This is a genomic window from Capilliphycus salinus ALCB114379 (assembly GCF_047276495.1).
Classification (GTDB): Bacteria; Cyanobacteriota; Cyanobacteriia; order Cyanobacteriales; family Microcoleaceae; genus Capilliphycus; species Capilliphycus salinus.
Genome location: NZ_CP178543.1, coordinates 7,018,636 through 7,032,052, shown reverse-complemented (window position 1 = coordinate 7,032,052; position 13,417 = coordinate 7,018,636). Strand labels below are relative to the sequence as shown.

Annotated in this window: 7 protein-coding genes; all 7 read right to left on the bottom strand. The window is 49.8% G+C overall.

Going from position 1 to position 13,417, the window contains the following annotated elements:
* The 7 genes from ACL6C3_RS28510 to rpsT all read right to left on the bottom strand — a co-directional run bounded on the left by ACL6C3_RS28510 (position 1) and on the right by rpsT (position 13,217).
* Entirely contained in the window at positions 1-681 is a 681-nt protein-coding gene (locus ACL6C3_RS28510) for a DUF2834 domain-containing protein (protein ID WP_413163271.1), read from the bottom strand.
* A 16-nt stretch (positions 682-697) separates the two neighbouring features.
* Entirely contained in the window at positions 698-1,054 is a 357-nt protein-coding gene (locus tag ACL6C3_RS28505) for a metal-sensing transcriptional repressor (protein WP_413163268.1), read from the bottom strand.
* Positions 1,055-1,421: 367 nt separating this feature from the next.
* Positions 1,422-5,513, bottom strand: a complete 4,092-nt coding sequence (locus tag ACL6C3_RS28500) for a DNA-directed RNA polymerase subunit beta' (RefSeq protein WP_413163266.1) — start codon at positions 5,511-5,513, stop codon at positions 1,422-1,424.
* Positions 5,514-5,753: 240 nt separating this feature from the next.
* Positions 5,754-7,640, bottom strand: a complete 1,887-nt coding sequence (locus ACL6C3_RS28495; RefSeq protein WP_413163264.1) for a DNA-directed RNA polymerase subunit gamma — start codon at positions 7,638-7,640, stop codon at positions 5,754-5,756.
* A gap of 293 nt (positions 7,641-7,933) precedes the next feature.
* The gene (rpoB, locus tag ACL6C3_RS28490; RefSeq protein ID WP_413163263.1) at positions 7,934-11,233 is read right to left on the bottom strand and encodes a DNA-directed RNA polymerase subunit beta; all 3,300 of its coding nucleotides are present in this window, start codon (positions 11,231-11,233) and stop codon (positions 7,934-7,936) included.
* Positions 11,234-11,525: 292 nt separating this feature from the next.
* The gene (locus ACL6C3_RS28485) at positions 11,526-12,356 is read right to left on the bottom strand and encodes a TatD family hydrolase (protein WP_413163261.1); all 831 of its coding nucleotides are present in this window, start codon (positions 12,354-12,356) and stop codon (positions 11,526-11,528) included.
* A gap of 546 nt (positions 12,357-12,902) precedes the next feature.
* Complete coding sequence (gene rpsT / locus ACL6C3_RS28480; RefSeq protein ID WP_413163260.1) at positions 12,903-13,217, bottom strand: 30S ribosomal protein S20; 315 nt, start codon at positions 13,215-13,217, stop codon at positions 12,903-12,905.
* Between the last annotated feature and the right edge of the window lie 200 nt (positions 13,218-13,417).

The window sequence follows — 13,417 nt, the reverse complement described above, 5'->3', positions numbered from 1 at the left end:
TCAAGTTTGGGGCTGTTGCGGTGTGGCTTCGCTTTCATCGGGGGCTGGAGTTAAAGGCGATCGCACGCAGAGATAGAATAAAGGTCCGACTAGGGGAAGTAAAGCCACAACCCAAAATAAAATAGAATTCTGATTCATTCCCCGCCGTGCGAGATCGTCGCCGAGTAAAGCCGGAAACAGCAGACACAGCAGACAAAAATCCAAACTCATCACATGAATAAAGCGACTGGTTTGCCATTGTTGAGCAAAATCCGACCAATCTCCGCCATTTAAACCGTAAGCGATCAGGGTAACGGCACCGAGAGTTAAAGCAATGCCCGTAATTCGAGAATCGAGAATTTTTAAAAATAAATTGGGAGAACCGGAATAATTAGGGTTGGGTTGACGTAAAGCCAGATAAGGTAATAAAGCAAACGCACCGACTCCGAAAGAAGCGATCGCAAACGGCCAAGCGGGTATATTTTGACCCCGGCCATCAAAAAACAATAAACTGCTGTAAATTAGCGGCCAGACTCCCATTATATTAAAAAGGGCAACGATCAGAGGATTAATTCCCTGCCAGTTGCCCGTTGATAAATCTTTAATCAAAATTAAGGTATCAGGCCGATCGGGAGGTGCCAAGACAAAGGCGTAAACGACGAACCCAATCCATAACAATCCAAAGAAAATTTTCCTAAGCATAAATCTAGCACTAAGCTTAAGGGATAAATCGATCCAAAGCAGATTTTAACTGCTCAATTTCATCTTCGATGTTACCTTCTTTTGCCGCTCTTGCCACACATTCGCTTAAGTGTTCGTCTAGAATAATCCGGGCCACCCGGTCCAAAGCCCCCCGAATTGCCGCAATCTGGACTAAAACATCGGGACAAGGCTCACTTTCGGCGACCATTCTTTTCACCCCCCGAATATGCCCCTCAATCCGAGACAAGCGGTTCACAATGCGCCGCAGCGATTCTTCACTATGAACATGAGGATGTGCGTGATGTTCATGGTCGTTGTGAATGTGTTCGGGTTTTGGAGTGTGTTCTTCTAACTGGGGGTCTGATCCGATCATGCGTTATTTTGAGTTATTCTTAATCTTGATTTTAACTTATAGCGTTACATTCCGCGATCGCTCGAACAGGTTTGAGAAAAGATCGAAAAACCCGATTCCTAAATAGAAACCGGGTTTTTAATCACTAAAAATTGAAAAGCGCTATAGATTTGGGTTGAAGGTGTCCCTACAAATTGTTTTCAATTTTAATGCAATTGTGGGGAGGGGGCGGGTTAATCTAAATTTTGGCAAAGAAAACATCGATTTGGACAGAATCCGCCCCTAGAGAATTGTGATTAATTAATCTGAAAATTGGGCGGGTGGGCGACAGTAAAAACTGGTTACTATAAACTGTAAACTGTCTTGAACCCGCCCCAAATACAATTAACTAATCTTCCTCATAGCCATCATCGATGAGTTCATCATCAAGAAACAGAGAATTATTATCCTTGAGGAACTCATCGGAATCTTGATCGTTGTCGAGATCGCCGCGATCCATCTTGCGGGCGGTGCGATCGTCAAGAACAACATCCTGCAATTCCATTTCCTCATCTTCGAGGTAATTCATGCCATTATCGGTCAGGCTAAAATCACCAACACCGAGTTCTTCATAGGCATTAAATCCACTACCTGCGGGAATCAAACGACCGATAATCACGTTTTCTTTCAAACCGCGCAACCAGTCTGATTTTCCTTCAATCGCCGCTTCTGTTAACACGCGAGTCGTTTCTTGGAAACTCGCCGCCGAGATGAAACTATCGGTATTCAAGGATGCCTTGGTAATCCCCAACAACACCGGAGTATAACGAGCGGGAGCGCCCCCGGTAATGGACATCGCTTCATTGACCTGTTCAACCTGGCGCAGTTCAACCAACTCACCCGGTAACATCGTCGTATCGCCCCCATCATCAATCCGCACCTTCGAGGTCATTTGGCGAACAATCACCTCAATGTGTTTGTCAGAAATATCAATCCCCTGAGACTGATAAACCGACTGAACTTCATTCACCAAGAAAGTTTGGCACTTTTGGAACGAAAGCAACGCCGCCTCATAAATCCCATCTCGGGCTTGATGATAATTAAAGAAGACTTCCAAGATTTCGTGAGGATTGGCAGGCCCATCGGTTAACGGTTGACCCACTTCAACGGTTTGTCCGTCGGAAACTATCACCGTTTGTCCCGGTAACAAGGGATAATCGGTAATCGTGCCATCATTTTCGATCACCCGCAATTCGACAATTTCATCGGTAACAGTTACTTGAGCAGTTCCCGGATGTTTGGCAAGAATACAAGCTTCTTTCGGTTTGCGGGCTTCTAGAAGTTCCTCAATCCGAGGTAAACCCTGAATAATATCCCCAGTTTTCGCCCGTTCAAACACCAACAACACCAAGTTATCGCCCCGTTGTACCAAATCTCCATCGCTCAGGTGTAGAATCGCCCCGGAAGACACGCGATAAGGACGACCCAGACGCAGGACGACTTGTGTTGACTCGCCAACCGTTGTCGCCAATTGAGATTCCCCATCAGCAGCAGGTTCGGCTTCCGTCTGGGCAGATTTCGCTTTGGGTTTGTGAATCGCGATAATTTCGCCAGAATCCGGTAAAGTGACTTCAGGCGCAAGAGCGCTACCTTCAACCACCAACTGACCCGATTTCACACTCGGCGTCACCCCTGCGGGAAGGTCAATTTTCATTTGGTCGGCATCGCGCACCACCAAAATCCGTCGGAGAATTTCCGCCCCGGAACGAATCCCGCGAACAATACCGCCTTCTTTACAGAGAATTTCGGTACGGCTGACGACGGCGCCGGGTTCAATTTCGTCCCCATCTTTAACCAACAAACGGGTGCGGGTGCTACCTTGAGTCGTATCGGCGACGATATCCCGGCGGATGACCAAAGACTCTAAAATCACCAATTGCAGGCGCATCAATTCCGGGTCTTCTTCGTGGGGAATCAACTCAATATCGGCCGCCAATTGGGGGGCTTCGGTGCCGATATTAATCACCAGTTGAGTCCGCAACAGTTCGACGCCCTCGACCGAACGCACCCGTTCACCGTCTTTGTAAGTTAAGCGTTGTACCGCTTGCAGCGAAATCGATTCGTTTAAAGACTCTTGAGACGGAATCGGGGGAGTTTCCGGTACCGCAAACTCAGTCACCGGTCGCAGCAATAAAGCCGGACCTTCGGGTGTTTCCACATACTCAACGTAGTGTAATTCTTGAGCGACGATACCGGGAATTACTTCCTGTCCGGGGTTGACAATCTGACCATCAATCGCCATGACCATTTCCGGGTCATCAACCAAATGCAGTTCACCCGGTTTGATCACAATCTCCCGCAAAATGTCATTTTTCTGAGTCACTTCAATCACGCCGTTGGACTGACAGAAAATGTCTTTCACCACTTCGGTACCGGCTTCGACATATTGACCATCTTCGACCAACAACAGCGAAATATCTTTATTGACTTCGTGACATTCTTCGGGTATCCAGAGCAGAGTACCGCCTTTGATCACCTCGTAGCCGAGTTTGGCTTTACTGCGTTTGGCAACTTCAACCCCGGCATATTTGATAATACCTCCGGTCGCCGTCCGGTAGCTATCATCCATCAACTCGGCGATCACTTCGTGGTTTTCCACCTTGCTTCCAGGCGTAACTTTCAGCAAGAAGCGATTGTTATTCGTGGTTTCGATAACATATTGTTCCCGACCCTGGAGTTGCTGTATCCGCACCAACGCCTGATCCAACAACACCGAAGCGGTGATAATTTCAATCTCACGGGGAAGTTCCGATAACGGGGCGGTTGTGGGAGTAACAGCCGTCATCGTCGGTTCACTCAAAGCGGTGTCAATACTATCGGTAGGCTGTGAAAGCCGATTTTCCGAACTCGCGATCCGAACAATTCCCCCATGTTCGGAGACTAAGCGGGTTTGAGCGAGTACACTGCCATGTTCCACGCGATCGCCATTTTTAACAATCGGTTCAGCCCCCGGAGGTAAGTTGTACACTTCACCAGACAAAATCCAAATCAAACCGCCCCGGGCGGCGATGCGGGTCATATTCCCCTGACGGTCCGTTTTTTCTTCGGCGATGACATCGGCAAATTTCACCTCACCCGCCAAGTCTGTAGCCACGTCTTTGGTGGCTTTTTCGGTGGTTTTCCGGGCTGTACGACCGCCTGCGGGAATCTCCACTAACACCTGTTCGGCAACAACAGATTGTCCATTTTGAACAATCAGGGTGCTTCCTTGAGAGACGTTTAACGATTGGGTGCGATCGCCATTTTCGATACTTATTTGACCGTTATTTTCAATGTAGAAAGCATCATCCCCGTGACGGGTGCGGAAAGCCCGCAAACGCAGCTTCTTCGGAAAACGAACCACCCCATCAAAGGGCGCTTTAATAATTTCGGCCGCTTCTGCGGTGAAAACCCCTCCCGTGTGGAACGTCCGCATGGTAAGCTGGGTTCCGGGTTCACCAATCGATTGTGCGGCAATAATCCCGATCGCCTCTCCCAAGTCTACCATCGACCCGTGAGCCAAACTCCAGCCGTAGCAATGCTGACAAACCGAGCGGGTGGCTTCGCAGGTGAGCGGACTGCGGACATTGACTTCTTTGACCCCAGATTCGGCGATCGCAATCGCTAAATCGGCACAAATGGGTTGGTTGCGAACGGCTTGTTTCCCTTCAAAGCTGACGATTTCCCCGGTTTCGGGATGGGTGACATCGGTCGCCAGCACCCGTCCGAATAACCGATCTTGCAAAGGAATCAGGGTGCGTTCCCCATCGGTCATGCTTCGCAGGACAATCCCCTGTTCGGTTCCGCAGTCAAATTCCCGCAAAATCACATCTTGGGCGACGTCTACCAGACGGCGGGTTAAATATCCCGAGTCAGCCGTCCGCAGCGCCGTATCAACCAGACCTTTACGCGCCCCGTAGGAGGAGATAATATATTCGGTAACGGTTAATCCTTCGCGGAAGTTGGTTTTAATCGGCAAGTCGATAATTTCCCCTTGGGGGTTTGCCATCAGTCCCCGCATTCCGACTAGCTGGCGCACCTGAGAGATGTTGCCTCTTGCGCCGCTAAATGCCATCATGTAAACGGAGTTGAGGGGATTGGTGGATTTAAAGTTGCGAACCACTTCATCTTTGAGGGCTTCTGAGGTGCCGTTCCAGGTATCAACCACCTTCTGAAAGCGCTCTACTTCGGTGATTTCCCCTTTGGTATAGCGGCGTTCTGTCCGACGAATTTCTTCTTGGGCTTCATCGAGAAGACCCCGTTTAGAAGGAGGAACTTGCAAGTCTTCGACACTGATAGAGACTCCGGCGCGTGTGGCATAATGGAATCCCATATCTTTTAATTCGTCGGCAATTTGAGCGGTACGGGCGGTACCGTGATGGGTAAATGCCCAAGAAATCAGTTTCTTGAGTTGTTTTTTATCAATAATTTGATTGCGGAAGATTTTTTTGTTGTCAGTCATGGGGTTTTAAGAGTTATCAGTTATCAGTTATCAGTGTTGTCAACGGAGGAGTTAAGGGTCGGGCGATCGACGTTAACGCGATCAAAACGGATCAAGAACAGCCAACAGGTGTCGGGTTTCAGGTTTGAGGTCTCACCAAACGAGTATCAGGACTCTCCGGGGCGGGTGCGTGGCGAAAAGGTAACAAAACGCTTCCCGCCTTCAGTCTGTAAACCCGCCCCACCCGTTAACTCGCGGCGATTACACTAAAACGTCTTGAACGGTTTTATTGAAGATCACCCGTCCGGGAGTGGTGCGTACATATTGGGATAAAATATTTCCATCTTTATCCTCGCGCACCCGACGGGTGGGTTGTCCGCTTTTTGCTCCGACATAGATTTTGGTCACGACTCCATCGTTACTTTCTTCGGAGTCCAGTCGCTCACCTTCGCCCTGCATCACTTCGCCTTCAAAACGCACCCAGATGTAAGCGTGCAAGTCTACGAGTTTTTGTTCGTAGGCGGTAATCACGTCGGTTAAACTGGCAAAATAGCGATTCGCTCCTTTGGTGGCGGCGGGGTTTTCTGCGGTCAGGTAGTAACAGCCCAAAACCATATCTTGGCTAGGCGTTACAATCGGAGAACCGGTAGCCGGGGAGAGAATATTGTTAGAAGCCAGCATCAACAGTCGCGCTTCGGCTTGGGATTCGATCGATAGGGGAACGTGAACGGCCATTTGGTCGCCGTCAAAGTCGGCGTTAAAGGCCGGACAGACGAGGGGATGTAATTGAATGGCTCGTCCTTCGACCAGCATCGGTTCAAAGGCTTGTATCCCCAAGCGGTGCAATGTTGGCGCCCGGTTGAGTAGGACGGGATGACCGGAAATGACTTCTTCTAAGACATCCCAAACGCTGGCATCGTTGCGCTGAATTAATTTCTTGGCGGCTTTGATATTGTTGACTAATCCCTGACGAATTAACCGGTGAATGACAAAGGGTTGAAACAGTTCTATTGCCATTTCTCGGGGTAAGCCGCACTGGTGCATTTTCAGTTTGGGACCGACCACAATCACCGAACGTCCCGAGTAGTCTACCCGTTTTCCGAGTAAGTTTTGACGAAAACGGCCTTGTTTTCCTTCGATAATATCGGAGAGGGATTTTAACGGACGGTTATTCGCGCCGACCACGGTTCGTCCCCGCCGACCGTTATCAATTAACGCATCGACGGCTTCTTGTAACATCCGTTTTTCGTTGCGGATAATGATTTCCGGAGCGAGAATTTCCTGTAAACGGGCTAGCCTGTTATTGCGGTTAATCACCCGACGGTAGAGATCGTTTAAGTCACTGGTAGCAAAACGTCCCCCGTCTAACTGCACCATTGGACGCAGGTCGGGCGGAATGACGGGAATGACATTTAACACCATCCACTCGGGTTTGGAACCGGTGGCGATGAAGTTATCAATCACCCGCAGGCGTTTAATCAGTTTGGCGCGTTTTTGTCCTTTGGCTTGGGCAATTTCTTCTCGCAGTCCTTCTGCTGCTTCTTCGAGGGGAATATCGGCCAACAGTTGGGCGATCGCCTCGGCCCCGATGCCGACTTCAACGCCGGTGAGGGTGGTATCCTCACTATACATTTGATCTTCGATTTCCAGCCATTGTTCTTCCATCAATAGCTGTTTGTAGGAGAGGTTTTCGGCGTTACCAGGGTTAAGAACGACGTAGGCGTTGAAGTAAACGACTTGTTCGACATCCCGCAAAGGCATATCCAGCAAAATCGCCATGTAGCTGGGAATTCCTTTGAGATACCAAACGTGGGTGACGGGGGCGGCCAGTTTGATGTAACCCATGCGGTGGCGGCGGACTCTGGACTCGGTAACTTCGACGCCGCAGCGTTCGCAGACAATACCCCGGTGTCTGACGCGCTTGTATTTACCACAATGACATTCCCAATCTTTGGCCGGCCCAAAAATTCGCTCGCAGAATAAGCCATCCATTTCTGGCTTCAGGGTGCGATAGTTGATGGTTTCGGGTTTGGTGACTTCTCCAACAACTTGGCCGTTGGGTAAAGTTCGTTCTCCCCAAGTCCGAATTCGTTCGGGGGACGCTAACCCAATTTTAACGTAATCAAAACGCTGTTCTAATTTAGGCATAGTAATGGTAACGCAATTGTCAACGGATGAGTTAACGGTGGAATATCGGGGTTAACGCTATGGAAACGGATAGGTTAACGGATGAGTTTCGGTTGTAGATTCACCAGACACCAAGTTGAAAAGTTTTGATGGAACTGAGAACTGGCGGGCGTGAAAACTCTTCACTGGTAACTGGTGACTGGTGAGCCAGCGCGGTCTTGGGGGTTTCCCCCATGAGTGACTGGTGAGCCAGCGCGGTCTTGGGGGTTTCCCCCATGAGCGACTGGCGAACCCGAAGGGTGACTGGTGACTGTTTACGAGTCGCTATCGTCTTCATCAACGGAGGCAAACTCGTAGGTGGGTTTAGAAGGAGTGCGTCCCCGACTGGGTTCGTCTGCCATCAGGTCCACTTCTAAATCTCGGCCGACCCCATCATCGCCGGTTTCGACTTTGTGAACGGCAATATCCAAACACAAAGACTGTAATTCCCGCATCAACACTTTAAAGGATTCTGGCGTTCCGGGCCGGGGGATTGCCTTACCCTTAACAATGGCGTTGAGGGCTTCGTTACGGCCTTGCATATCATCGGACTTGACGGTGAGCAATTCCTGTAAGGTATAAGCGGCACCGAAGGCTTCGAGCGCCCAAACTTCCATTTCTCCAAACCGCTGTCCGCCTTGTTGGGCTTTCCCGCCGAGGGGCTGTTGGGTAACGAGGGAGTAGGGGCCGGTTGAACGGGCGTGAATTTTATCATCAACCAAGTGAACCAGTTTCAGCATATAAGCCACACCGACGGTAACGGGTTGATCGAAAGGTTCGCCTGTGCGACCATCGTAGAGCATCACTTTACCGGGGTTATCCGGGTTAAACAGCCAATCTTTGTTCTGTTTTTCTCGGGCGAGTTGCAATTCTCCGTGAACGGTTTCCCGCGACTTCTCCAGTCCGTGCATTTCGTCAAAGGGAATCACTTTATACCGCATTTTCAGGTTTTCCCCCGCCCATCCGAGCAAACATTCAAAGATTTGACCTACATTCATCCGGGACGGTACACCCAAGGGATTTAAAACAATATCCACCGGTCGTCCATCGGGTAAATAGGGCATATCCTCGATGGGGAGAATGCGGGAAACAATCCCTTTATTTCCGTGCCGTCCGGCCATTTTGTCGCCCACTTGGATTTTCCGTTTTTGAGCCACATAGACCCGCACAACCATATTGGCACCGGGGGGGAGTTCGTCGCCTTGTTCCCGTGTAAAGACCCGTACATCGACAACCCGCCCTTTTTCGCCGTTGGGTACCCGCAGGGAGTTATCCCGAACATCCCGGGCTTTTTCTCCAAAAATCGCCCGCAGTAATTTTTCTTCGGGAGGTTGGTCTGATTCTCCTTTGGGGGTGACTTTACCGACGAGGATATCTCCGGCTTCTACCCAAGCCCCAACTCGAATAATGCCATTGGCGTCGAGTTGTCGCAGAGAGTCTTCCCCGACGTTGGGAATTTCTCGGGTAATTTCTTCGGGTCCCAGCTTCGTCTGTCTAGCTTCAATTTCGTATTTTTCAATGTGAATGGAGGTGTAAATATCCTCATAAACCAGACGTTCGCTAATAAGAATCGCGTCTTCGTAGTTGTAACCTTCCCAGGGCATATAGGTGACGACGACGTTGTGACCCAAAGCCAGTTCTGCCCCTTCGGTGGAGGAACCATCGGCCAACACTTGTCCGACAACCACTTGGTCGCCTTCGTAGACGAGGGGACGTTGATTTAAGCAGGTGTCTTGGTTGGAACGGTTGTATTTTTGTAACTCGTATTCGACTTCTAAGCCGTCGGGTGATGCGACCCGAATTCGCGCCCCATCGACGTAGGAAACTTCTCCATCGATTTGAGAAACAATCACCATCCCCGAATCTCGGGCTGCCTGGGCTTCCAAACCCGTACCCACAAGGGGCCGTTCGGGTCGCAGCAGAGGAACGGCTTGGCGCTGCATATTGGACCCCATCAAGGCTCGGTTGGCGTCATCGTGTTCGAGGAAGGGAATCAATGAGGTGGCAACCGAGATGATTTGAACCGGAGAAACGGCCACATAGTCCACTTGGTCGGGGGTGGTTTCGGTGAAGTCCTGACGATAACGGACGGGTACGACTTCCCCTAAAATGTTGCCTTCGGCATCGGTGGGAACGTCTCCCGGTGCAACCCGCAAATCGTCTTCTTCGTCGGCGGTCATGTAGACCGGAGGCGCATCCCGGCGCACCCGACCGTTTTCGGCGGGATAGTAGGGGGTGGCAATAAATCCGTAGGGATTGACTCGCGCATGGGTGGCCAAAGAGCCGATCAAACCGGCGTTGGGACCTTCTGGGGTTTCAATCGGACAAATTCGCCCGTAGTGGGAGGGGTGGATATCTCGGACGGCAAATCCGGCCCGCTCTCGGGTTAGACCGCCGGGACCCAATGCGGACAGACGCCGTTTATGGGTCAATTCCGCCAGGGGATTGGTTTGATCCATAAATTGCGACAATTGAGAACTTCCGAAGAATTCTTTAATCGCGGCGACTAGGGGTTTGGGGTTGACCAAGGAAGCGGGGGTCAAGGAGTCGGAGTCGCTGACGGTCATCCGTTCGCGGATAATCCGTTCTAGGCGGTTTAAACCCACGCGGACCTGGTTTTGCAGCAGTTCCCCGACTGAACGCACCCGACGGTTCCCCAAGTGGTCGATGTCGTCGGTTTCGCCGATGTCGTATTCGAGGTTAATCAGGTAATCGATGGCGGCTAAGATATCGTTGGGGGTTAGGACTCGCACGGTGTCGGGTATGCTCAGGCGCAGTTTGCGGTTGAGTTTGTACCGTCCGACTCGACCCAAATCGTAGCGTTTGGCATCGAAGAAGCGGTTGTTGAGGAGTTGTTCTCCTCCGGCGACGGTGGGGGGTTCTCCGGGGCGCAGTTTCCGGTAGAGTTCCATCAGGGCGTCTTCTTCGGAAAATTCCCCTTCTCGGTCGATGGTTTTTTGGAAGTAGTCGGGGTGACGCAGGGCGTCGAAGATTTCGTTGTTGGACAGTCCCAGGGCTTTTAACAGCACTTGGGCGGAGAGTTTCCGGGTTTTATCGATTCTGACCCAAACTAAATCGTTTTTGTCGGTTTCAAATTTTAACCAGGCGCCTCGGTTGGGAATGAGGGAGGCGCTGTAGGTTCGGCGTTGGTTTTTATCGATTTCTGATTTATAGTAGACGCCGGGACTGCGAACGATTTGGTTCACGATTACCCGTTCGGCACCGTTGATGATGAATGTACCCCGTTCGGTCATTAACGGTAAATCGCCGATGAAGACTTCTTGTTCTTTGATTTCCCCGGTTTCTTTGTTGATTAAACGGGTGGGAACGTACATTTGGACGGCGTAGGTGCTGTCCCGCCGTTTGGCTTCTTCTACGTCGTATTTGGGCTGTTTGAGTCTATAGTTTTGAGCCAGGAAGTGCAGTTCTAGTTTTCCGGTGTAGTCGGTGATCGGCGAGAAGCTTTCTAGTTCTTCGATGAGTCCGGTTTCTAAGAACCACCGAAAGCTTGAACGCTGGATGTCGATCAAGTCGGGGAGTAGAAACATCGATTCTTCTGGGGTGGGATTCGTCATGGGTTGGTTTGTGGTAATTAGTGAGTTTTGGGTTAAGGGTTTGGGGTCGATTGAGTTCTATTTTCCGATGGGTTTTCAGCGTTTATTTTGTTTGTTGCTCGGAAGTTGGGGAACTTGATCGCGCTTGATTTTTAGTTAAAAAGAGTTTAACGGGTTTTTGGATGCCGATGGGTGTTGAACGATGGGCTTGGTCGGATGAACTGAATGGGTGATGATCGGCTGCATGATTGTTTTTTCCTCACAAGTTATAGATTTTTGATTGCCAACGGAGGCCCGATCGCGCTTGAATAGATCAGGTTTGATGTTGACTTCTTACTAATTGGTTGTTGTCTTCGACTTCCTCGGGTCTGGGTAAGCCGAATAACTGACAGGCGTTTTCGGTGGTTTGTTGGGCGAGTATTTCTAGGGGAATGTCTCGCAGTTGAGCCACTTTTTCGGCGACATAACGAACATAGGCGGGTTCGTTTCGTTTTCCCCGACGGGGAACCGGGGCGAGAAAGGGACAGTCGGTTTCGATCAGCAGGTGTTTACTATCGACTTGGCGGGCTGATTCTTGGATTTGAGTGGCGTTTTTAAAGGTGACAGTTCCGCTGAAGCTGATGTAAAATCCGAGATCGAGGAATGATTGGGTTTCTTCGGGTGTTCCTCCCCAACAGTGCATTACCCCTCGCACCGGGCCGACTCGCTGCCAGAAGTTTCGCAACACTTTAATCATCGCTTCGGCTGCATCCCGACAATGGATAATAACGGGTTTGTTTAGGTGGTAAGCGATTTCGAGTTGCTCCTCAAAAACTTGCTTTTGGAAGTCGGGGTTATCGGCTTTGTAAAAGTCCAATCCCATTTCACCTAAAGCAACCACACGGGGATCGGATTGCGCCAGTTTGATGATTTGTTCTGAGGTGGCGCTTGTCCATTTTTCGGTATCTAATGGATGCAACCCGACTGAAAAATAGAGGTTTTCGACTCGATTGGCGATCGCTTGGATTTGAGTAAATTCCCCAGGATGGACGCAGGAATGAACCAAACGCACCACTCCTGAAGCTTTCCATCGGTCTTGAATCGCTTCTAAGTCTGATGAGAGGACATCAAAGTTAAGATGAACGTGAGTATCAACAAGCTGCATTAGAATTGAGTAGATTCGCGTTTCGGGAGAGCCTTGGGAAACACCAGTTGCAACTGCATTTTAACGTTTCTCGCGGGGATCTTGGGCGGCTCGGGTCTGCCATCGAGACCCACTCAACTGACCGACGACTTTTTTCAACCTTTGGGGTGATAAACATTCCCGTTGAGTCTGATCGCCTGTCTTGATTTTCCTCAAATGCAGGGGGTCCGGGTTTTGATTCCCTTGGTCTGCGCTTGACGGGGGAGTTGAGACTGTTTACCGCCTGGTAAAAATCGCCTTTGTGTCTGCTTGGCAATCGGTCACGGGTTATTAACCCACTTGCAACTTTTGACTTAATCTAAGAATCACTTTTATATCTAATTGTTTAGAACTCTAGAATACAATACAGAGGAGATTGTTTACCCAACTGTCGGGAATTGAATTTTCGAGTTTTCGAGTCCGAATCCTTTCAATGTCAATTGGGAGAAGAGCTAACTCATCTCCCCTCCCTTGTTAATGATAACAAATCAGCCTTACCTCTGTTTGTCGAGTGCCATTCAGAATTCCTTAGGACGCGGACTCCTGAGCGGTGGGAGCGGAAACGTAAGGTTTGAGTGCTTTCGCGAGTCGAGCTTTCTTGCGAGCGCCATTGTTGGGATGCAGGACGTTGTTTTTCACCGCTTTGTCAATTTTGCTGTAAGCTGATGACATCCGAGTCTGGACTTCTGTTAAGTTTTCCGGACTGGGATCGGAGGCATATTTGTCAACCGCAGCGAAATAGTTTTTCATTAGGGTTTTCACTGCGGACTTATAGGATTTGTTTCGGAGCCGATTGCGTTCTGCAATTTCAATTCGTTTGATGGCAGACTTAATATTAGCCATAGGTTCGCGTTTTTACCAGATGCGGGTCTTTAGAACTTCTAGATACACAAGTTACAGAAATACTACTATAACATCTTTTCTGCAAAAATAGTAACAAACTTGATCGGATTTTAGGGAATAGGCAATTTTCAGTCACCAGTCACCAGTCACCAGTCACCAGTGAAGAGGCAATAGGCAAAGGGCAACAGGCAACAGGGGAA